General features: G+C 37.4%; 16 protein-coding genes. 11 read left to right on the top strand and 5 right to left on the bottom strand.

Annotated features, from left to right (window positions below):
- Positions 1-18 precede the first annotated feature (18 nt).
- From ACFIMA_RS01460 to ACFIMA_RS01510, 11 genes are all read left to right on the top strand, one after another.
- The gene (locus ACFIMA_RS01460) at positions 19-684 is read left to right on the top strand and encodes a response regulator transcription factor (protein ID WP_375652310.1); all 666 of its coding nucleotides are present in this window, start codon (positions 19-21) and stop codon (positions 682-684) included.
- Positions 684-2,102 carry an ATP-binding protein gene (locus tag ACFIMA_RS01465; RefSeq protein ID WP_375677806.1) on the top strand — a complete coding sequence of 473 codons (1,419 nt, stop codon included), beginning with the start codon at positions 684-686 and terminating at the stop codon, positions 2,100-2,102. Before ACFIMA_RS01460 ends, ACFIMA_RS01465 begins: the two co-directional genes overlap by 1 nt.
- 234 nt (positions 2,103-2,336) lie before the next feature.
- A complete protein-coding gene (locus ACFIMA_RS01470; RefSeq protein ID WP_375652309.1) occupies positions 2,337-3,107 on the top strand; it encodes a tetratricopeptide repeat protein in 771 nt (256 codons plus the stop codon).
- 77 nt (positions 3,108-3,184) lie between these two features.
- Positions 3,185-3,664 (top strand): cytochrome c maturation protein CcmE, encoded by a 480-nt coding sequence (gene ccmE / locus ACFIMA_RS01475; protein WP_375611160.1) that lies wholly within the window; start codon positions 3,185-3,187, stop codon positions 3,662-3,664.
- A gap of 7 nt (positions 3,665-3,671) precedes the next feature.
- Positions 3,672-5,651 carry a heme lyase CcmF/NrfE family subunit gene (locus ACFIMA_RS01480; protein WP_375652308.1) on the top strand — a complete coding sequence of 660 codons (1,980 nt, stop codon included), beginning with the start codon at positions 3,672-3,674 and terminating at the stop codon, positions 5,649-5,651.
- 1 nt (position 5,652) lies between these two features.
- Positions 5,653-6,063: a cytochrome c-type biogenesis protein CcmH gene (locus ACFIMA_RS01485; RefSeq protein WP_375652307.1), complete on the top strand. Its 411-nt coding sequence runs from the start codon at positions 5,653-5,655 to the stop codon at positions 6,061-6,063.
- Between the two features lie 218 nt (positions 6,064-6,281).
- A complete protein-coding gene (locus tag ACFIMA_RS01490) occupies positions 6,282-7,793 on the top strand; it encodes a Do family serine endopeptidase (protein WP_375611163.1) in 1,512 nt (503 codons plus the stop codon).
- 72 nt (positions 7,794-7,865) lie between these two features.
- A complete protein-coding gene (locus tag ACFIMA_RS01495) occupies positions 7,866-8,552 on the top strand; it encodes a response regulator transcription factor (protein ID WP_273791552.1) in 687 nt (228 codons plus the stop codon).
- Positions 8,549-9,931, top strand: a complete 1,383-nt coding sequence (locus ACFIMA_RS01500; RefSeq protein WP_375610111.1) for an ATP-binding protein — start codon at positions 8,549-8,551, stop codon at positions 9,929-9,931. The genes ACFIMA_RS01495 and ACFIMA_RS01500 overlap by 4 nt, the downstream gene beginning before the upstream one ends.
- Positions 9,932-10,021: 90 nt before the next feature.
- On the top strand, positions 10,022-12,946 hold the full coding sequence (locus ACFIMA_RS01505) for a bifunctional [glutamine synthetase] adenylyltransferase/[glutamine synthetase]-adenylyl-L-tyrosine phosphorylase (protein WP_375677805.1): 2,925 nt from the start codon (positions 10,022-10,024) through the stop codon (positions 12,944-12,946).
- Positions 12,947-13,397: 451 nt separating this feature from the next.
- Entirely contained in the window at positions 13,398-14,222 is an 825-nt protein-coding gene (locus tag ACFIMA_RS01510; protein ID WP_375612993.1) for an outer membrane protein, read from the top strand.
- Positions 14,223-15,598: 1,376 nt separating this feature from the next.
- On the opposite strand, the gene ACFIMA_RS01515 is transcribed toward ACFIMA_RS01510, so the two are convergent.
- The 5 genes from ACFIMA_RS01515 to ACFIMA_RS01535 all read right to left on the bottom strand — a co-directional run bounded on the left by ACFIMA_RS01515 (position 15,599) and on the right by ACFIMA_RS01535 (position 23,910).
- Positions 15,599-16,483 (bottom strand): metallophosphoesterase family protein, encoded by an 885-nt coding sequence (locus tag ACFIMA_RS01515; protein WP_375612992.1) that lies wholly within the window; start codon positions 16,481-16,483, stop codon positions 15,599-15,601.
- Positions 16,484-17,078: 595 nt separating this feature from the next.
- Positions 17,079-19,175, bottom strand: a complete 2,097-nt coding sequence (locus tag ACFIMA_RS01520; protein ID WP_375693024.1) for a glutamine amidotransferase — start codon at positions 19,173-19,175, stop codon at positions 17,079-17,081.
- Entirely contained in the window at positions 19,172-21,970 is a 2,799-nt protein-coding gene (locus tag ACFIMA_RS01525) for a DUF4159 domain-containing protein (protein ID WP_375693025.1), read from the bottom strand. The genes ACFIMA_RS01520 and ACFIMA_RS01525 overlap by 4 nt, the downstream gene beginning before the upstream one ends.
- Positions 21,967-22,878 (bottom strand): DUF58 domain-containing protein, encoded by a 912-nt coding sequence (locus ACFIMA_RS01530; protein WP_375612989.1) that lies wholly within the window; start codon positions 22,876-22,878, stop codon positions 21,967-21,969. The genes ACFIMA_RS01525 and ACFIMA_RS01530 overlap by 4 nt, the downstream gene beginning before the upstream one ends.
- Positions 22,879-23,910, bottom strand: a complete 1,032-nt coding sequence (locus ACFIMA_RS01535; RefSeq protein WP_375612988.1) for an AAA family ATPase — start codon at positions 23,908-23,910, stop codon at positions 22,879-22,881. It lies immediately after the preceding gene.
- Between the last annotated feature and the right edge of the window lie 50 nt (positions 23,911-23,960).

Here is a 23,960-nt window from a genome sequence, read left to right on the forward strand (position 1 = left end):
TTGGCAGATGGTGTTGTGATGCGTATCTTAATCGTTGAAGATGATCGGAATCTTCACCATCAATTAGCAGAAGCTGTAAGACGTGCAGGATATGTTTCCGATAGTGCTTTCGATGGTGAAGAGGCTTATTTTTTAGGGAGCACAGAGTCTTACGACGCGGTGATACTTGATATAGGTTTACCGCAGATTGATGGTATTAGTGTTGTTGAAAAGTGGCGTCAAGAAGGGCTCTCCATGCCTGTTTTAATGCTAACGGCGCGAGACCGTTGGTCTGATAAGGTGCAAGGTATTGATGCTGGAGCTGACGATTATGTTGTGAAGCCATTTCATTTGGAGGAAGTGATAGCGCGCTTGCGAGCATTAATTCGTCGCACTACGGGACATGCGACAAGTGCATTATGTTGCGGAAATGTTTTGTTGGATACAAAGACGTCTCGTGTTTTTGTGGATGGTCAATTGATTAAACTAACATCTTATGAATTCAGACTGCTTTCGTATCTCATGCATCATTGTGACAGGGTCATTTCAAGAACAGAGCTTACTGAACATCTTTATGATCAGGATTTTGATAAGGATTCGAATACGGTGGAAGTCTTTGTAGGTCGGTTACGGAAAAAGCTTGGAGTGAATTTGATTGAAACTATTCGAGGAATGGGATATCGCGTGAGAACGCGAGGTGATTAATGAATGTTTTTGAAGAGAATAATTGGTATAGGAGGTTCTTTTTTGTAATTACTCGATCTCTCAGTTTACGTGTTATGATCTTATCAACATTATGGGTTGTTATTTCTCTTTTATCGATTTCTGCAGTAAGTATTTTATTTTATAAGCGTTCGACTGAACAAAGCCTAGAGCGTATCCTTTCTGCTCAACTCTACAGTCTTATTGCAACAGTGACGGTGTCATCGGAAGGTACTTTGATAGGAGGGGCTGGGATTGATGATATTCGTTATTCTGATCCAACAACAGGATGGTATTGGGAAGTTGTTGCGATATCCCATAATTTAAAAGGAAGATTGACATCTCCCTCATTGGGAACAGGCGAGATATTTACACCAAGTGATGTTGATATACCTTTTGACAATAAATTCTTTCGCTCTTATCGGATAACGGGGAACAATGGTCAAAAGCTACAAGTGATTGAGAGTGATGTTGTTCTTGATAATAAAAATCATATTGCACGTTTTCGGCTTGTTGGGAATATCGATGAAGCTCATGCCCAGGTAAAGGAATTTACGCGAACTTTGCAAATTTTTCTTTGGAGTTTCGGTATCGGGAGTGTTCTTATTAATATTGCTATTATTTTCTTTAGTTTTCAACCGTTGAAGCTTATTCGACGTGCATTGAATGATATTCGCGAAGGAAGAGTTCATTATGTGAATACGGATTTAGTAAGCGAAGTGATGCCGCTTGTACAAGAGATGAATGCTCTCATTAATAATAATCAGCGTATTATCGAGCGATTTCGCACACAGGTTGGTAATCTCGCGCATTCATTGAAGACGCCTCTATCCGTGATTATGAATGAGACAGATAAGATGCGCGGAGAAAAGGCTAGTTTGTTGAGAGAGCAAACGCAAATAATGCAAGCTCAAATCAATCATTATCTTCAGCGTGCGCGGATTGCAGCACAATGCGATAGTGTTGTCTATCATACGTCTGTTCGCAGTGTGCTTGAACGCTTGGTGCGGGTTATGAAAAAGCTTAATCCTGAAAAACAAATTCAATTTATTATGGATGTTGATGATATTGTTTTTTCTGGAGAGAAGGAAGATTTAGAAGAAATTATAGGGAATTTGATTGAAAATGCTACTCAGTGGTCTCGCGCAAAGGTTTTGATCTCTTGTTGTTTAGAAGAAAATGCTGAAGAAACAGAATATTTTAGTATCTTTGTAGAAGATGATGGTCCTGGTTTAACAGAAGACAAAATTGATGAAGCATTAAAAAGGGGGCGGCGGTTTAATGAAAGTAAACTAGGATCAGGCTTAGGGTTAGCAATTGTTTCAGATATGGTCAGTGAATATGGTGGGAATCTCTTTTTATCCCGTTCTGATTTGGGTGGGTTGTATGCAAAAGTTTTATTACCTAAGATGGGAGAATAACATATTTTCTCCTTAAGCAAGAAATGTCTATAAAGTTTGTAAAGCAGTATTTTCAGATAATACATCAAAGAGTAGGGAAACATTGTTTTTAGTTTCTTTGTTTAATTGATATATATAATAGATTTTATAATATTCTCCATGAAAAAATGAATTTTTATTGATTCACATCACTTTTCTCATGAAGAGGATAAAATGTAAGCGAGTTATTCTCTGTTCGTATTGGAAAAAAACGATATGCTCTTATTGATTTTTGCAGCATTTTTTCTGATTTTTCTGGCAAGTGTTCTTTTTCTTTCACTACGTTTTGATGATGAGATAAAAAAAGAATGGAAAGTTCAAACCGTGGATGGTTATAGAAGCCATAAGCGTATGATTGAGTTTAACAAGCTTTATATGCATTATAAAAAAAGAAATATTCTTAAGGCTTTAAGTATCTTGTTTGTTCTCCTTATGACATGGAATATTTATGGGCTGACAGGCAATCCAGAAGTGAAAAGTTATTTTTTTAGCGAATTAATGGATAAGGATCCTCAAACTCTTAGTAAGCAAGAAAAGCTTATTCGTTTACAAGTGCTTTTTTTCCGTGCACCTCATGATGGCAAGCTAGCAGATGCGTTAGCGGTAGGGTATCTCGAAGAAAGCCTTTTTCAAGAAGCAGTGAATACTTATTTAGATGCACTTCGTTTGAATGGAGAAACAGCTCCAAGGCTTGTAGGATACGGTTTAGCATTGGTTGGTTATGAAGGGGGAGTGATAACGCAAGAAGCGCAAAATGCTTTTCAAAAAGCAGCAGATTTAGCGCCAACAGATTTTTATCCACGTTTATTGTTAGCCGATGCATTGCATCAAGCAGGAAAAACTGCACAGGCAGTGCAATTTTTACAAAGCTTTCTTGATACAATGCCTGAAAATTTTTCAGGACAATCACGTGTTAAAAAAATGATGATTCAGTTACGTGATTTATCGAGTAAGCATACAAAGAAAAGAAATCTTGCACCTATGTAGAAGATGTGCAAAGCTCTTAAAAAATAAAATATTGATACTTAATTATAACGTATTTAAAATTTTTTCGCAGAGTGTCTATGAACAGTCAATCTTTAAAGAATTCTGCCTCATGGAAGGTTATTTTAGAGCAGCGAAAAAAAAAGCGCTTACTGATCATATTATTATGTTGTTTGGTTATGACAATTGCAGCAAGTCTCATAGTGTATGCAATGCGTCATGCGGTCAGTTTTTTTAGAATGCCCTCTGAAATTACAAGAGAAGATATTTTAACGGAGCGCCCTTTGCGTTTGGGTGGCTTTGTTGAAAAGGGAACTGTTCAATATGTTGGAGAGAGAGGCGTTGTTTTTTTTGTAACGGATAACAAAAAACATGAAAAAGTAGTTTTCAATGGTGCCTTACCGGATCTTTTTCGTGAAGGTCAGGGGGTGATCGTAGAAGGGCATTTCGATAAACAGGGCTTTTTTATAGGGATGCGTATTTTAGCAAAACATGATGAAACTTATATGCCTAAAGAAACAGCTGATCGTTTGAAAAAACATTACATTATGGAGAAATAATTCGATTGTGCTTGTCGAACTGGGTCATATTTTTTTAGCTGCAGCATTTTCAGTAAGCTTATTAGGGGCATTTTTACCTGCTTTAGGTTTTTGGTGGAGAGAGCGTTTGTTAATGCAAACAGTTGTTCCTCTAACATATATTACTTTTACATTACTGCTTTTATCTTTTTTAGTGATAATTTATGCTTATGTTGTATCTGATTTTTCTGTTTTGAACGTTGTTGAGAATTCTCATTCAGAAAAACCGATGCTCTATAAAATTACAGGTGTTTGGGGCAACCACGAAGGCTCTATGTTGTTATGGGTTTTAAGTCTTGCTTTTTTTAGCGCATTGATGGCTTTTTTTAGCCAACATTTGCCAGAAGATTTTAAGACGCTTGTTTTAATTTGCCAAAGTTGGATTACAACTGCTTTTCTTTTATTTATTCTTTTTGTATCCAATCCATTTTTACGCGTAAATCCACCAGCATTGCAGGGAAATGGTCTCAATCCTCTTTTACAAGATATCGCATTAGCAATTCATCCACCGCTACTTTATTTAGGTTATGTCGGTTTTTCACTTTGTTTTTCTTTTGCCATTGCGGCATTGATTATGGGACATGTTGATAGAATTTGGGCGCGTGGGATTCGTCCGTGGCTTTTACTTTCTTGGTGTTTTTTGACATTGGGTATTATGGTTGGCTCTTATTGGGCTTATTATGAGCTAGGATGGGGAGGCTATTGGTTTTGGGATCCTGTTGAAAATGTTTCGTTTATGCCGTGGCTTTCAGGAACGGCTCTTTTACATTCTGCTCTTGTTCTCGAAAAACGAGAAATATTGAAAAGTTGGACTCTGTTTTTAGCGCTGCTTACTTTTTCCCTTTCTCTGATGGGAACTTTTCTTGTGCGTTCTGGGCTTTTAGTTTCTGTTCATAGTTTTGCTGTTGATCCAGCACGCGGGCAAGCAATTCTTGCTCTTTTATTTTTTTTTACGGGAGCTGCTTTTCTTCTTTTTGCTTTGCGTACCCCTATTTTAAAAACAGAAAGATTTTTTCAACCAATTTCACGTGAAGGGTTTATTGTTTTAAATAACTTGTTACTGACAACAATAACAGCAACAGTATTGATTGGTACGCTTTATCCTTATTTTATTGAGATATTAACAGGGCAAAAAATTTCTGTAGGGGCTGCTTTTTTTAACCTTACCTGTGGACCGCTAATGGTTTTGCTGTTGTTGTTTGTTCCATTTGGGACAATGATGGCATGGAAACGCGGTGATTTTCTTGCAGTTTTTGAACGCTTGTGGTTTGTTTTTGTATTGGTTGGTATCGTCTGTTTTATAATATTCTATGCGACATCTGTGCGTGATATTTTTGCAGTTTTAGGGATTGGGCTTTCAGCGTTTGTTTTTTTAGGCAGTTTAGCGGATCTATGGGGAAAGAGTGGATATGGCAAGAGAGCTTTTTCAGTACGCGTTAAGAGATTTCTTGGATTGCCATGGTCTACTTTTGGTGCAGCAATAGCACATATGGGATTAGGCGTTACATTATTTGGTATTGTTTGCGTAGCAAGTTTTGGGCAAGAACGTATTTTAATCATGAACGTAGGGGATAGGGTGACGATAGCGGATAAAACGCTTCATTTTGATGCAGTGTATGATGGTGTTGGTTCGAATTATTCGACAATGGAGTTTTATTTTAAAATATATGAAAATAAAAACATTGTAGGTCATGTAACAGCCTCAAAGCGATTTTATTCAAGCCAAAATACATCAACAACAGAAGTTGGTCTTAAAAATCATGGCTTATCACAGCTATATATTGTACCGGGACATATTGATAATCGGGGTCTCGTTGTGCACGTATGGTGGAAGCCTTATGTAATATGTATTTGGTTAGGGGCATTCATGATGGCTATGGGGGGATGTCTTTCTCTTCTGGGGTATTGGTTTCGCATTGGCATGTACAATAAGGTAGTGCTTGCTTTAAATTTTGGGAAAAGACATTGAGATGAAAAAAATTCTTTGGATTGTATTTTTTTTAATTGCAACGTTTCCTTTTCAATTAGCAATAGCAGTAGAGCCGGATGAGATTTTAAAGGATAAGATTCTTGAAGCGCGAGCACGCCATATTTCATCGCATTTACGTTGTCCGGTTTGTCAAAATCAATCAATTGATGATTCAGATGCTGCTTTAGCACGTGATTTACGGCTTTTAATTCGGGAAAGGCTAAAAATGGGCTATAGTAATCAGCAAGTCACTGACTTTCTTGTTGAGCGATATGGTGAATTTATTCTCTTGAAACCACCATTGAATAAAATAACTTGGTTTTTATGGTTCTCGCCTTTGATCATTATTATCATTGGCATAAGTATCATATTTTTCCACTTCAAACGGGATAATCATGCGTTATGTGAATGAAAAAGAACAGTCAAAAATATCATTGCATTAAAAAAAATGTTACATAAAAGAAAAAAATCAGATCATCTGCAATGAGCAGACAATCTTATTGTAATTATATTAGGGAATACTGAAACCTTACAAAACTTTAATAATTTAGACAGAAAACGGTAAGGTCTGGTATTTTATAAGTGATCGGAATTGAAATAAAGGTATGATTGAATAGGAGCATAGAATAAATGGTTAAAAAGGCTTTCTTTAAAACATTTGTCGCAGTGAGTTTTTCTGCGATATTGGAAAGTGCACTGTTTTTTAGTGGATGTACATCAAGCTTGTGGATGACAAAGGCTCATGCAAGTTCTGTATTTACTTCGTTAATGCAACAACAGGGATTTGCCGATATTGTTGCTCAAGTGAAACCAGCCGTTGTAGCAGTACAAGTAAAGAGCAATAAAAAGAAAGAAGATAGGTTCTTTAGCAACTTTTTTAGTGGTCCAGGGCTTGATCAATTACCAGATCAGCATCCTTTAAAAAGATTTTTTAAAGAGTTTTATGATTTTGATAAACCTAAAAATAAATTTCCGCACCAATCGCAGAGACTCCGTCCTGTTGCTTTTGGATCGGGTTTTTTTATTTCATCTGATGGTTACATTGTGACCAATGATCATGTGATTTCTGATGGAACAAGTTATACTGTTGTTCTTGATGATGGTACAGAATTGAACGCAAAGCTCATTGGGAAAGACCCAAAAACCGACCTTGCCGTATTAAAAGTGAATGATAAAAGAAAATTTTCTTATGTTGATTTTGGTGATGATTCAAAGCTTCGTGTTGGGGATTGGGTTGTTGCCATTGGGAATCCATTTGGTCTTGGTGGAACTGTGACAGCAGGTATTGTTTCTGCACGTGGACGTGATATTGGCACTGGTGTGTACGATGATTTTATTCAGATTGATGCTGCTGTTAATAGAGGAAACTCTGGTGGTCCAACGTTTGATCTTAATGGAAAGGTTGTTGGGGTTAATACAGCAATTTTTTCTCCTTCTGGAGGAAATGTTGGGATTGCTTTTGCTATTCCAGCAGCGACTGTAAAACAGGTTGTACAACAACTTATTGAAAAAGGTTCAGTTCAACGTGGTTGGTTAGGTGTTCAGATTCAGCCGGTAACAAAGGAGATTTCCGATTCAATAGGATTGAAAGAAGCCAAAGGTGCTTTGGTTACTGATCCGTTAAAAGGACCGGCAGAAAAGGCTGGTATTAAAGCGGGTGATGTAATTATTTCAGTGAATAATGAAAAAGTTGCTGATGCGCGTGAGCTGGCGAAACGTATTGCAAATATTAAACCAGGAGAAATGGTAACCATAGGGATTTGGAGATCAGGTAAGGAGGAGAGTATAAAGGTTAAACTCGCTTCAATGTCTGAAGATGAAAGTAAGAAAGAGACTTCAAAATATTCAAATGGACAGAGTGATTTAGATGAAACATTGGAAGATTATGGTTTGATTGTTATGCCTTCTGATGATGGTGTAGGGGTTGTCGTAACGGATGTCGATACCGATTCAGATGCTGCAGATAAAGGGATACGCCCTGGTGATATCATTGTGACAGTAAATAATAAACCAGTTAAACGAGTCTCTGATATTATTAACACAATCAAAAATGCTCAGCAGTTAGGACGAAAGGCTATACTCTTACAAGTGCGAACAAATGATCAAAATCGTTTTGTTGCTCTTCCAATTTTCAAAAAATAAAGCTTTAGTTGTAGGACAAATATTTATTAAACATTTGTCCTACAACATAATAAAATAATGGAGATACGTTTTATGAAGATACTCGTTATTGAAGATGATCATGAGACGGGGCATTATCTCGAAAAAGCATTTTTGGAAGTAGGGCATTCTGTTGATGTTGCTTATGATGGAGATACGGGATACGCTTTAGCAACCACGGAAAATTATGACGTTATGGTTGTTGACCGAATGCTTTTGCATCGTGATGGTCTTTCTATTATTGCTGAATTGCGCGCTAAAGGCAATGAAACACCGGTTCTTATTCTGTCTGCTTTAGGGCAAGTTAATGATCGTGTAACGGGGCTGCGTGCAGGGGGAGATGATTATTTGACAAAGCCTTATGCTTTTTCTGAACTTCTTGCGCGTGTTGAAGTTTTACAACGGCGGAAAAATCCTAAAGAAGCAGAAACTGTTTACTGTGTAGGTAATCTTGAGCTTGATCGGTTAGCACATACGGTAAAACGAGGTGATAGAAACATTCTATTGCAACCACGAGAGTTTCGTTTACTTGAATATTTGATGCGTTATGCGGGGCAGGTTGTTACACGCACTATGCTTTTGGAAAACGTTTGGAATTACCATTTTGATCCACAAACGAATGTCATTGATGTCCATATCTCTCGTTTGAGAGCCAAAATTGAAAAAGATTTTGATGTTCCCCTTCTCCATACAGTGCGTGGAGCTGGATATATGCTGAAAGTACCAGATAACAAAGCATGAATCGTTTGATTAATATAATGCGCACGACGGCGCTAAGGCTTTCAGCACTTTACATTTTATTGTTTGGATTGGTGGCAACAGGACTTTCTATTTATATGACGGCATTTTCTGCTTCATTGTTAACAGAGCAAACTGAACAGGCTTTACATGAAGAATTAAAATATATTGAAAATGCTTATAATTATGGGGGATTATCCTTATTAATGCGCACTATTGATTATCGTTCAAGACAACCAGGAGCATTTCTTTATCTTGTTACAGATTCTATGGGGCGTATTTTAGCAGGAAATGTAGCACGTATTGAATTAGGTCTTTTGAATCAGAGTGGTTTTATTTCTACCTCTTTTTTGTATTCCCGTTTTGGAGAACATGGCAAAACAAGTGAACATCGCGCTTTGGCGGTTATTGTTGATTTACCTAATGCTATGAAGATTCTTATAGGACGTGATTTGGATGAGCCAGAACGTTTTGCTGTTGTTATTCGCAAAGCTGTGATCATTGCACTTGCTGCAATGGTTGGAGGCGCTTTACTCATATGGTTTTTTGTTGGCAGGAGAGCTTTACAAAGGATTGATCATGTAACGGCTGCATCACAGCGCTTGATGGATGGTGATTTCAGTGGGCGTTTACCTGTTTCTGGAGTAGGGGATGAGTTTGATCGATTGTCAACCAATCTTAATGTTATGTTAGACCGCATTGAAGAGTTAAATATTGGTTTACGTCAAGTATCAGATAATATTGCTCATGATCTGAAAACGCCGTTAACGCGTCTTAGAAATCGCGCTGAAGAAGCGCTTTCAGGAAATAAGACAAAGCTTGAATATCGTCAGGTCCTTGATAGGGTTATTGCAGAATCAGATCAACTTATTTGTACGTTCAATGCGATTTTAATGATTTCACGTATTGAGGCCAGCAGTGCAATTGAACATCTTGAAATGATGAATATGAAACTGATCATTGAGGATGCTGTTGAGCTTTACGAACCTTTTGCTGAAGAGTCAGGTGTTTTACTTCAGTTGGGAGATATATTTGATAAAGAGCTAAAATTGAATCGTGAGCTTGTTGCGCAATCAATTTTTAATCTTATAGATAATGCAATTAAATATGCGCCTAAAGGTGGAAGGCAAGCGAAGGTTTGCTTATCAATGGAATATCGTGATGAACATTTATTAGTTGTTGTGAGCGATAATGGACCAGGAATAGCAGAGGATAAACGTGAAAAAGTGACAGAACGATTTGTTCGTCTTGAAGAAAGCCGCACACAACCTGGGTTTGGGATTGGTTTAAGTATAGCAAAAGCGGTTATGAAGCTTCACGGGGGTGAATTGTTACTTGAAAATGCAAATCCAGGGCTTAGGGCTGTTTTGTTATTTCCCTAAAGATATTTTTCTTCACTTTCATACGTAACAACTATTTTAAAAGTATAAAGCAATAGAAAGGAAAGCAAAATGCTTTTCAAGGGAGCAGAGATGAAACAAGCTTTTTTAAAAACACAGCTTCTCCCTTTATGTCCTCTCGATAAAAGTGGTTCCCAATGGTTAAAAGACATGGAAGAACAAGCAAGGAAAGAAGGTTTAGAATCGCTTGTTTCCATCATTTCAGAGAGTGGAACGCAGATTGATTTTATCAGTTCGGTTATGACCTTATCTCCTTTTTTGCGTGAGGTTTTAATTGCCAACCCATCATATCTTAGTGCTTTATTAAATGTTGATATAGAAACAAGGCTGAGCGAAATTATAGATGATATTACAGCTATTGATAAAGATGAAGCTATAAATGAAACTTCATTGATGGCTGCTTTAAGGCGCAAAAAACGAGAAGCGCATGTTCTTATTGCTTTAGCTGATTTGGGTGGTGTTTTTACTTACGAAGTTTCATGTGCTTGGTTGACACGTTTGGGCGAAGCAGCATTAAGTGTAGCACTACGTTTTCTATTAAGAGAAGCGCATGATCATGGTAAGATCAATTTATTAAGCCGTGAGAATCCAGAAAAAGACTGTGGTTTAATTATTTTAGGGATGGGAAAGTTAGGAGCAGGGGAACTTAATTATTCTTCTGATATTGATCTTATTGTTTTCATTGATGAAACATCACCTCATATTGGTAATCTTTCTGAAAGTGTTGACGTATTTTCTAAAATGGTACGCCGATTAATCCGTATCATTCAAGAACGCACTGCGGAAGGATATGTTTTTCGTCTTGATTTTCGTCTTCGTCCAGATCCAGGTTCAACCCCTTTGGCCTTACCAGTAAGGACTGCATTGCGTTATTACGAAGGGCGTGGGCAAAATTGGGAACGAGCAGCCATGATTAAAGCACGTCCAGTTGCTGGTGATAAGAGGGCAGGTTTTAACTTTCTCAAAGAGCTTTTTCCCTATGTGTGGCGGAAATATTTAGATTATGCTGCTATTGCTGATATTCATTCGATCAAACGTCAAATTCATGCGCATAAAAATTACGGTCAAATTGCAGCTTATGGGCATAATATAAAGTTAGGTCGTGGTGGTATTCGTGAGATTGAGTTTTTTGTTCAGACACAGCAGCTCATTGCTGGTGGACGTTTTCCTCAATTACGTGGACGTCAGACAGTTGCAATGTTAGCAGAACTTCACACGCTTGGTTGGATCAGTGAGAAAACGAGAAATAGCCTTATAAAAAGTTATGCATTTCTTCGAAATGTGGAACATCGTATTCAAATGCTTTTCGATGAACAAACACATCTTCTTCCAAATGATACAGCTCAATTCACGAGTGTTGCCTATTTAATGGGTTATCAAGACAGGAGCAGTTTTATCCGTGATTTATTAAAAACACTTCAGGTTGTTGAAAAACATTATGCTGCACTGTTTGAGAATGAGCAAGAACTTGGTTTAGAAATTGGTAATTTAGTTTTTACCGGTGAAGAAGATGATCCGGAGACATTAATAACGTTAAGCCGTTTAGGCTTCGAAAGAGCAAGTGATATTTGTCGTATTATGCGCACGCTCCATTTTGGTCGTTATAAAGCAACGCAATCAGCCGAAGCACGCGAGAGATTAACGGAATTAACACCAGCTCTTTTGAAAGCTTTTGGTGGGACAAAACGAGCTGATGAGGCGATGTTGCGTTTTGATGGTTTTTTACAGGGCTTACCTTCAGGAATTCAGCTTTTTAGTCTTTTGCAGTCTAATCCCTCTCTTTTGGATATGCTTGTCCTTATTATGGGTGCTGCTCCACGTCTTGCAGAAATTATTACACGCAGATCCCATGTTTTTGATGGAATGTTAGATCCGAATATTCTTTCAGAATTACCGACCAAAACGTACTTAGAAAAACGGCTTGAATATTTTCTTGAAAATGTTCTTTCTTATGAGGAAATTCTTGACCATTTAAGGATTTTTGCAGATGAACAACGTTTTTTGATTGGTATTCGAATTTTAAACGGTACAATTACAGGAGAAAGAGCGGGTTTTGCTTTTACTGCGCTTGCTGATCTTATGATTACAAAAACATTTGCTACCGTTCAAGAGGAATTTTCTCGTCTTCATGGTCGTATTAAAGGGGGGCGTGTTGGCATATTGGGTATGGGGAAGCTTGGAAGTCGCGAATTAACAGCAGATTCCGATGTTGACCTCGTTTTGCTTTATGAACACGATGATGATGCAGAAATATCTGATGGAGAAAAGCCTCTTTATATCTCTCAATATTATACGCGTTTAGCACAGCGCCTCGTTTCTGCTTTATCCACTCTTACAAGCCAAGGTATTCTTTATGTCGTTGATTTAAGGTTACGGCCATTAGGCAATAAAGGACCTATTGCTGTTTCTTTTCCATTTTTTAAAAAGTATTATCGCCAAGAAGCATGGATATGGGAATATCTTGCTTTAACAAGGGCTCGAGGCATTGCAGGAGACCCTGATTTTTTACAAAAGCTAGAAAATGAAGTGTGTGCAATTATTGCTATTTCTCGTGATAAGAAGGAAGTTGCAAAAGAAGTATGTGAAATGCGTGCCTTGATTGCAAAAGAAAAGCCGCCAAAAAATCAATGGGATTTAAAAACGATGTCTGGTGGCATTATGGATTTGGAGTTTATTGCTCAATTTTCTCTTATTACGCATGTCATTGAGTTTCAAATTGGAGCGACGACAGCGGATATTTTAGATCACTTACCAAACAGTTTTCTTAATCAGTCATGTATTGCTGATTTACATTATGCCTATCGTCTTTATACAAATTTGAGTCAAATTATACGGCTTTGCTTAAATGATTCTCTTGATCCCAATGACATGCCACCTGGATTAAGTGACCTTTTGTTGAATAGTGTTGGGGAACCTGATTTGCTTCGTGTGGAAAAATTAATTGCAGAAACTGGGCAATTGGTCTGTTCAGTTTTTACAAAAATCATGAAACATTAAAATAATTCTATAAGAATAAATAAAAATTATTAATTCCATTTTTATATATTAATTTTTGTCGTTCATTTCATAGACGCTTGAGAGGGTTAGAGTGAAGTTCTCTACTGTTTTTTCAAGTGTGATGAAAAAATTCTCCATTCTAGGTATCATTCTTTATACAAAAAGCGATGAGTGATTAATTTAGTTAATCATATTTTTTATGAGCGTTATCTCATTTTTTCAAAAAATTGACATTATAATTTTTTATATAATTTCAGATAATAACGATCAATATGAAGCTATAAAAGCTACTATAGATTAATAGCTTCTGGAAATTATAAATAATATTTAAGCTTTATTTAAAACTAATTTTAATTTTTTAACTGTGTCATTTTTGCTATAGATTTTTTCAAAAAATTGTGAAACGATTTATCATTATTTATGTATCACATTAGCTTTTAGGGGAGCAATTATGATTACAAAGTATTTAGCCTCAACATCTATATTTTCTTTAATTTCAATTTCTGTAGTACAGGCGTCGGATATCGTTATTCCTGAACAACCTGTTCCTGTTATTCCAGCACCTGCTTTGTCTTGGACAGGATTTTATCTTGGAGGACAGATTGGTAACTTTTCAGGTAAAACAACTGCAAGTTATTTAAAACATGAGACAGGGATATGGAATCCAATTGGAAAGGAGAATTTACCTAAACTTTCTGGTTTTATCGGGGGAGTTTATGCAGGTTCCAATATTGATATCGATAATAGTTTTATTATAGGTATTGATACAGATATTATGTGGTTTGGTAAAAAGGATTCTAAAGATGTCAATCTACCGAAAAAAAGTCCAACTGAAGAAACACCAAAACTTGTAGAAAAAACAAGTCTAACAAGAGATTTGCATGAGGAGGATTCGACAACACCTATTAAAGCTGTACGTCATACTTTAAAACAAAAATGGGCTGGTGCTACACGGGTGAGAGTTGGTTTTGCGATTGAGCGTATGATGCCTTATATTTCTGGAGGGATTGCTTATACGCAGCTTCAGAATATTTTTGCGGCAGTAGCTGATAGCAAAAATGGAGAAGTTGATTTTTCTGATTGGTTGCATGATGAAAAAAAGACCATGATTGGTTATACCCTTGGAGGTGGTATTGATTTTGCAATGACTGATAATATTATTGTACGTGCAGAATATCGTTATTCAGATTTTGGCAAAAAGAAGTTCATACAGGATAAATTTGAAATGGGCTACAAGACAAATGATTTTCGTGTGGGTGTAGCTTATAAATTTTAATTTTTTGCAGAATTAAACACTTCAAAAGTCTCATTTTCGAATGAGGCTTTTATTTTTCAGATATGTTCTAGTAAATATCCTTTACTCAAAAGAGCTACTATTTTATTCGAACAATACTTTGATTTGTAAACATAAATTACTTTTTGTCATGTTGAGTGAGAGACCCAAGTGTCATAAGATTTTCTCATTTTAAACCTATACCATATTGAACCGATCAAAACCATGTCTTTTGCACGTCAAAAAGAGGGGGCGTCGTGAGATAAAACATTAAAGAAAGAATAAAAATACTTCTTATGAACCATTTTAAGTGCTAAAGGCTGTCGCTACATTAGGGGATGGCAAAGTGTGAGATTTTGATACTAGCTTGCTTTTCCATAAACGTGAAGATGGTGTTGCTAAATGGACTTAACATTACATCATTCATAGGTACCGTCGGGAAATAGGTTTGGGTGCTTTAAAAGATGCTTTTTTAAACCAACATGTGAATTGGCAAGCTAATGGCATTTTATTTTATTTGAAAGATCTTTCATACAATCAACTTTTCTGTTTTGCGGTATCGTAAAATATTTTATTTAATAACAAAAAGCTCGCAAAAAAATTCTAAAGAACGTAAAATTACATCCGCAATATAACTCAATAATAAAATAATTATAAAGAGTATTATAAAGTGATTTATAGGAAAAAATAGAGAGAAAATTAGGAATTTATTGAGACATAAAAAACATTATTACCTATGTCTGTTATCGAAATATAATCTATTATTTTTCCTAACTTTTTAATGTACGATAATAAATTTTGAGTGAAATAGTAATGGATCATTTCAAATCTATTTACGATAAATCAATCAACATCATTTGTTTATGAATCACAAGTAGGTTGGGTTATTTAAATTATATACTTTAGTTATTATTTGGCTTTTTTAGCCATTGATTTTCAGGTATAGAAGCTGAATGAGCTTCTCTATTATTCTATAAAATATCATCATTGTAATAATATAAGGATTTTACGCATTAGATGCTTTTGGAGGAGTGGATGATGAAATTCAAAGCAGGGTTTATGTGTAGAGCTTTGTGAAGTAAATCACATGCGCAATTAGCAGCTGGAACCCGTGAGACAAGAATCCGAATTATTTATAAATCAGATGTGGTAGAATTTTCGTCCTTTAGAGCGGGAAGGAAGAAAACCGATAAGTTTGTAAAAAGCTAGTCACATAAGTGGGGCAGCAGATGGAACTGTCTGAGAAAAATTGATCTATTGACAGAGAAGGTGAAACTTTATCTTTTAAGGAGAAAAAGGGAAATAAGAATTATGATTTCCAAAGGGATATGAAATAAAAATGTTTTTATTTTTGGTTGTTTGGGCAACTATGAAGGTGTTTAAAGATTAATTTTTTCAGTACATGCAATCTCGTTTTTGGGGTTGATAATGCTATAACGTTGTAATTGGCAATGCCATTGATTTTGTAAGCGTTCAATGGAAAATAAATTAAAGCCTGCGGGCGGTTTTTTATCACCAAAAGCTTGTGATGCGGAAGGAACACCAACAATAGGAATTTTTTTAATTGGTCCTTCAATGTAATTCAATGTGGGTAAATGAGTATGTCCGTGAAGAATAAGCTCACAACCGTGGTATTTGATAATGTCTAGAAAACGTTTTATATCCCGTAGTTTTTTATGCCAAGACGTTGCCTTTGGAAAGGGGGGGTGGTGAATCATGACGACACGAAAAAGGTTGCGCTGTGCTGCTTCCTTTAAAAAGAGCGGTAAAGTTTGCGCTTGCATTTTACCAAAATAGCCAGAAGCTTGAAAAGGCAATGTCGCAATGGCTGAAGAAGCTGCTATGATGGCAACATCTTTGCGAATGCGCATATAAGGAAAGGCACTTTTTTGAGGGATGTCACCTGTAATCCAAGGTTTAAAGAGAGTGCATGCTTTTTGTAAAGCGCCGCGGACATAGGCATCGTGATTTCCAAATGTCAAAGAAATATCTTGAGGTTTTCCTAGGTTAAGTAGCCAACGATGAGCTTGTACAAATTCTTTATCGAGAGCAAGATTTACAAGATCACCAGAGATCACAAGGTGATCAGGTTTTGTTTTGTTCAAGGCATCTATTAAAGTTTCTAGGACATCTGTTGCCATCTGACTCTTACGTTTTTTTTGCCAGTTCAGATAACCGGTAAGACGTTTCCCAGAAAGTTCAAAAAGGGAAGGTTGCGGGAGAGGGGAAAGATGTACATCCGATATATGGGCAAGATAAAACATAAAAGCTCGTAAAGTATTAAAAACGATTTAAAGAGTAAACATAAGATAAGTTAGTGCTTAAAGGCAAGAAAGATTGTAAAATGAAAATTAGCTTGCAAAAAAGAATGTCTCAAGCGGAATGTTCCAAATAGAATATCCCTAATAAAATATCATTGTGTTGTAGATTCACATATTTGTAAAAAAACATTTCTCAATGCGTTTGAGCTAATTTCACGATGGTACTCGATATTATAATGGAAAGCTTCTGTGAACTATATAGGGCTTACTGTACACTACCATCTCTACACTTATACAAGGTGCAAATAAAAAACATCATACTATTTTCCCCCAATTTTATGAAAATCCTTGCTTTGCTTTAAGAGGATTCATAAGAGGTATTTCACTCTTTTCTTCAATGGTTTCTATCCATACAGCATCCCTTCTAATAATACGCAAGAGAATGTTTTTTATTGTTTTAATATGAGGATATTGGAAATAAGGAGAATTCCACTGTATTTTGAGTTATAAATCAATACGTTATCTAATTACAAAAGACAAGCAAATACGTAAAAAGATAAGCTGAATTTTAAAACTATTATACGAAATCTCAGACTTTTTAACGGCCTTCATAATACCACATGCTGCTCAACAGTAAAAGGCAAGCAAGCAGTGCAAAAAAACCAGAAAATATCGAAAAATAAAAGGTATTGATTAAACGGGTTTCTGTTGCTTCTTTCAGAACAATTGAATGTGCTGGGGAAGAGGACGGACTTGTTTTTGATTGAATCAGCTTAAATGGAGGAAGATGAATGTTTTCTTTTCCTTCAGGGTGTAAACGTCCGATGTAGCCACCAGTGTGCTTAATAATGGGGGCTAGTTTTTCTTGTGTTGAAATCAAGTCAAACAACTCAAGATTATCGAGCATCCCTACAGAAGAAAGTATTGTTAAACCGCCATTTTTAATGTTAAAAATTCCTGTCTCATCAGTGGTCACAGTTGCAGTAAAAAGGCCTTCTTTCTCTTTGGTCAGAGTAATATTTTCTTTTTTTCCAGAGGGAAAGATTATTTCAGCGGGTTCTGGATGGTCTTTTAGAGTTTGGCGGCGAATTGTTAAATGATGATGGCTGCTGGTCGCACTTAATTTTTCTTCCTCAAGTTCTGGTTCTTTCATGAGCCAATGGGCAATACGACGATAAAGAGCAGCATAAGGACCACCGCCTTCGAAACCTCGTGCCCAAAGCCAACTTTCATCAGAAAGCAACATGCCTACACGTCCTTTATCAACATGCGAGAGAAGTAAAAGTGGTTGTTCATCCGCTCCTTTCATGAGGGCGATTCCGTTATTTATGTTTTGAATAGCAATTTGTCGCAACCATTGCCCCCATTGAGAAGCGGGAAGGTTAAGTGTTGCAAGACCCCTTGTGACAGGATGGCGCTCACCTTCTTTGGTTAATGTGGGGCGAAAAGGTTTTTCAATAATAGTTCCATTGGGCAATGCCGGTAGAATGCTTATTAAAGGTGTTTTCGCAAGTGAGTTTTTTTGGGTAAATTCAGGTCCTGTTACCATCAACAATGCACCCCCCTTTTGTACATATTGGGCGATATAATCATAATAGATTAAGGGGAGAACAGTAGAGTGCTGGTAGCCATCAAGGATGATGAGATCAAAGTTATTAATTTCTTCAACAAAGAGTTTTCTTGTGGGAAAGACCACTAAGGATAATTGGCTTGAGGGCGTATTATCTGCTTTGGTGGGGGGACGCAAAATAGTAAAGTGAACAAGATCAATATTGGAGTCACCTTTCAAAAGGTCTCGCCATGTCCGTTCTCCATTATAAGGAGCACCTGAAATAAGAAGAACGCGTAAATTTTCTCTGATTCCTTCAATAATTGTTATGGCGCGGTTGTTTTCAAAGCTTAGTTCACCTTTGTGTGGATCAGTTATAACTTGGATAATATTTTTTTCAGCATGAGGAAGGGTAATTTCAGTTTGAAAAATCACGCCAGGAGTTACAGAATAATGGCCAATGTCTTGTCCATTGACGCTTAGTGTAATATTTGCTTTCTGTGATATTGTTTTTTTGGCGGGGCCTTTATCCTCTACCAAAATGGAGAGCGTTTGTGGTTTGTTGACAAGGGCAAAGCGTGGAGGAGAAATAAACTTGATTTGGCGATCAAATTCATCTGAGTGTCCTGTAATCAGGGCATTGAGAGGTGCTTCATGATGAAGATCTGATAGGTCAGGGATGTCATGCACTTGTCCATCGGTGATAAAAATGGTTCCTGCATAACGAGAGAACGGTACATCAGATAGTGCCTGTGTTAAAGCTTCAAACAAATTCGTTGAGGGTGCATATTGATTATCAGCAAGTTTCCCAGCTTCAATAAAGCGTGGTTCAAATTGTGGATAATGCGCCAGTGTTTCGACTAATTGCCTGCGCGCTTCATCACAATCATTTGTACGTGTTCCAAATGATTGGCTTTTGCTGCGGTCAATGACAATGCCTACTGTGCTTTTCAGTGGTTCGCGCTGTTCTTTTATGATCATTGGATTGAGCAAAGCAAGGATAAGGGCGCTTAATGCCATCAGACGAAATAAAGAACCTTGCTGTTGCGTAACAAGACCAACAACAACAAAAAGAATCGATATTCCGCTTAAGAGCAGAATCCAAAAGAGTGGTAAAAAAGGCTGAAAAGTGAAAAATGATATCATTGCCTTCTTTCTCTTTTAAAGCGTTCCAAGAGTGCTGGAACATGAACTTGATCCGCTTTATAGTTTCCTGTAAGCACATAAAGGACAATATTTAAACCTGCACGAAATGCCCATAGACGTTGCATTGGATCATTGGGAACAAGGGGATATTTCCATGTCCCTTTTTCATCGAGCGCCCAAGCCCCGGCAAAGTTATTTGCGGTGATGAGAAGGGAACTTACGTTATCGCCGTTGGCAAGAGAGTTTTTATTTTTTTTGTTTGTTGATGAGGATTCAACCCATAAAGGTGAACCACGGTAGAGACCAGGAAAATCTGGCATAATATAAAAAGAACGTGCAACAACATGATCTGTTGATGCTGGCTCAATGGATGGAATATTTAACTCTTTTAAGATATCTCGTAATCTTTGCGTTTCTGGAGTAGCGTCTCCTTCAAGATTAAGATTGCTCTTTATCTGATCGCGCGTGTCAAATAAAATTGTTCCCCCATGTTTCATAAAGTTATTTATTTTTTCAAGGCTTTTGGGGGTTGGTATAGGACTCTTAACATCAATTGGCCAGTAAATAAGAGGATAAAAAGAGAGTTCATCTTTATCGAGATCAAGTGCTGTAACAGAGCCAAGGGTAAGCATCGTGCGCTCTGCGATAAATTGACTTAACGCTTCTAGACCACTTTTACTCGTTGTATCAATTTCATGATTATTGGTTATAACATAGGCAAGATGTGTTGCGCCAGCAGCTTGTACACTATCATGATGATTTTCTTTCGTTTGTGCATGAAGAGTTGGATCATATGAAAACAAGGCAATAAGACTTATAAAGGGGACGAGAAACATATTACGCCGTTTCATGAAAGAAAAAATATCTCCCATCCATAAAATGAGAAAATTGTCAAAGGCGAATAATAAGATGGCTAATCCTAAAAGTGGACCGATAAGATTTTTTTCTTTTGTATCGTAAGATAAAGGGCTTTTATTAAGAGAAGTTGGCAATGATGATTGTTTCATCAAGTGCGACGAATGAGTTAAGAGATTGAGTGCATAAAAATTGTTTTTGGTACCATAAAGTCCTGGGGGAGTATGGTAGGAAGGATGGGGTGGATTTTGAGAGTCAAAGATCAAAGGAACAACATCAGAGGGTGGTACTTGTAATTGTCCGTCAACGGCTATAGTTCGCCAAGGGTTTTGTATCACTGTTCTTTTTTCTCTGTGTGTTAGGTTTGTGTTTTCGTTAGAACCTAATGTGATTAATTTTTGCAGCATTTGTGCAAAAAAGCCAGAAAGAGGAAGGTTAGACCATGTTGGGTCAGGAGCAACATGAATGAGAATAAGGGTTCCTTTACCACGTTTTGCTGCGGTAACAAGAGGGGTTCCATCCGAAAGGCTAAGCCACGTTTTTTCAAAAAGATCTGGGGTTGGTTCTGCGAGGATTTGGCGCGAGACAGTAACATCTCCTGGAAAGGGAAGACCAAAGAAAAAGCTATTTTTTGCAAAAGGGGCAAGCTTTTGTGGTTTTGTCCAAGACATAATACTTCCAAGGGAACGTTGACCTGGGCGCAGTGGTATCGGAAGAAGGTTATCGTAATGTTCTGCGCTACTGAGTTTTTCTCCTGCAAAGCGGATGAGTGTTCCCCCTTTATTCACAAAATCAGAAAGTTTTTTTTCTGCTTTTGGGGGTATGTTAACAATGTCACCCATAATCAAAACAGATGGATTTTGTTTAAGCAAATGATCAATATCCGTTGAAAGTTCTCTTCCACCGGCTGTTATAAGCTGTGTATGACCTTGTAAGGCTTTGATAATGTAATAAAATGGAGCAAGTAAAGGCTGTGCCATTTCATTGGTATCGGGTGAGAGAAGAGCAACACGGCTTATCCTGTTATGGCTATCTACCAAGAAGGTTGCTGCAGCATGGTTTTGATTGTTTATTTTTATCCAAGCGATATCATTGCGTAGTTCAAGTGGTACATTAAAAGGAACAAGTGCTGTTGTTTCTCCTTCAGAGAACTTGTTCGTAAATTGACCGAGAAGTTGATTATTTGAATCGTAAAGGCTGAGTATAGCGGGAGTATTACTGTGTGTTGTTGAGCGGATAATACGCGCGCCCATGTTTCCATTGTTATTTTCTATGGATGTTATGCCGGTTAAATCGGAAATATCAGTCAAATACCACAAGAAGTTTCTAGGTTTTAATTCTTCAAGAAGAGCAAAAGCTTGCTCATCTTCATTTGTTTGTAATCCATCACTTAAATAAGCAATATCAAGAGGTTTTCCTTTGGTTCTTTCGCTGAGTTTTTTGAAGGCATGCACACGGTTGACAGGCCAAGGACGCGGTTGCAAATGCATTAAATGCTGTTTTATAATCTTGGCTGGTTGGGGCTCTATATTGGAGATATTATTTTCAGCCGTTGCAACAAGATAAATATTTTTTTGCTGTTTTTCTGCCTGTGCAAGGAGCATTTCAGCGATAGAGATGCGCTGTTTCCATTCTTTTACAGAAACCCAACCATTATCAATAATGAGTGCAAGGGGTTGAGATCCGGAAAAGCTTATTGGTTTTTGATTCCAAGTGGGGCGTGCTAGAGCTATGATAACAAGTGCCGCTATGGTTAAACGCAACAAGAGCAACCACCAAGGTGTATGTTTTGCTGTTTCTTGTTGATGAGTTGGTTTGGGTAAGAAGCGAAAAGGGGGAAAAAGCTCTTTACGCGGAGATGGAGGAGTTATCCGCAACAGCCACCAAATGACCGATAGGAACAAAAGCCCTAGTAACAGAAAGGGAGCAGCAAAACTCAAAGTGCCCTCCTTTTTTGCAATGGAGAGTCGCTCATTGTATTTGCAAGATGAAAAATGGTCTCTGTTAAAGGTTGATCTGTTGTACTAACGTGATAAGACCATCCTTGGCGTGCGCAAAAATTTACCAATTCTTGTCGCCTTGCGTGATATAGTTTACAATAGCTCTTACGAAGATCTTCTGCTTTAGTGGAAACATGTTTCTCTTTCGTTTCGGGATCCAAAAATTCTGTGTGACCTGTGTAGGGAAAGCTTTCTTCTGCGGGATCAGAAATTTCAATTAAATGCGCTGTCACTTGTTTTGTAGTTAAAACGGTTAAATATTGGATGATTTTTTCAGGATAGTCGAGAAAATCACTCATTATAATGACATGTGAAAAGCGTGTAATCGTTGAAAAATCCGGAAATAAATTTTCATCTGAATGATTTTCTAAAGCAAAGGCTATTCGTTCTACGACATTGGATGTCATTGTGGGGGACATTAAGTTAGGAATAGCAATATGTTCGCCACTGCGTGCAAGAAGGGATGCCAAGGTAAGGGTAAGAATAATGGCATGATTACCTTTAGAGATTTTAGAAAAGCGCGAACAGTAATGCATTGATGCGCTCTGATCAGGACAAAGCCAAACGGTTTGTGTCGTTTGCCATTCGTGTTCGCGCAGATACGTATTTTCATCACGCGCTGAGCGACGCCAATCAATGCGGGTAATGGATTCTCCTTCCATATAGGGACGAAATTGCCAAAAGTTTTCCCCATTACCGCTTTTACGTTGTCTGTGCCATCCGGTTATCAGTGTATTAGCGATATGACGCGCTTGTAAAAGGAAATATGGCATTTTGCCAGTATCCTTATGCAGTTCATTTGCCAGCGACAATGGAGGCTTTTGTAAAACTTTTTTGCCAAGTGCCATTCAAAGAGCATCTTTCACAAGGTTATTGATAATATCTTTTACGGTTATATCTTCAGCACGGGCAGAAAAATTAAGAGCCATGCGGTGTTGTAATACAGGATAGGCCAATGCTTCAACATCATCAAGTGAAGGGGCTAAGCGTCCATAATAAAGAGCACGGGCGCGAACACAAAGTGAAAGGGCTTGTGATGCCCGTGGACCAGGTCCCCAAGAAACATAAGTATTAGCAAGGCTATTGTCTTTATGAGGGCGAGATGAGCGGACAATTTTTAAAATAGCTTCGATCACACTTTCTGAAAGAGGCATTTTGCGAACGATATTTTGAATTTTTTGCAATTTTTTGCCGGATAAAATTGGTTTTGCATTTGATTTTTTTTCTTTTGTTGTTTCTAAAATAATCCGTCGCTCTGTTGTGAGGTCAGGATAGTCAATATCGATTTGCATCAAAAAGCGATCCAGTTGTGCTTCAGGAAGTGGATAGGTCCCTTCTTGTTCGAGAGGATTTTGCGTTGCAAGAACATGAAAAGGTTGTGGCAAATCATAACGGTTACCTGCAACAGTAACATGATATTCTTGCATAGCTTGTAAAAGGGCTGACTGTGTCCGTGGGGAAGCACGATTGATTTCATCGGCCATGAGAAGTTGCGTAAAAATAGGACCTTGAATGTATCGAAAAGAACGTTTACCGTCTTTATCGGAATCCATAATTTCAGAACCAATAATATCCGATGGCATTAAGTCAGGAGTGAATTGGATGCGTTTTTCATCAAGCCCTAAGACTGTTCCCAATGTTTCAACAAGACGTGTTTTTGCAAGTCCTGGAGCACCGACAAGAAGGGCGTGACCACCAGCAAAAATAGCGATTAAAGCATATTCGATTACCTGATTTTGCCCAAAAATAACTTTGTCAATTTCTTTTTGTAAAATATCCAATTCTTTGTGTGCCGTATCAATATCATCAATAATGACTTGAGCTTCATGATTGATATTGACCTTTTTTATAGAATTGGATGATGGATCATGTTGACTCATATTTCTTCCTTAAGGCGTTTGTCGCAAAAATGGTAATTTTCTCTGCATGA

Source organism: Bartonella sp. AP88HLJMH, from assembly GCF_042195605.1.
Taxonomy (GTDB): domain Bacteria; phylum Pseudomonadota; class Alphaproteobacteria; order Rhizobiales; family Rhizobiaceae; genus Bartonella.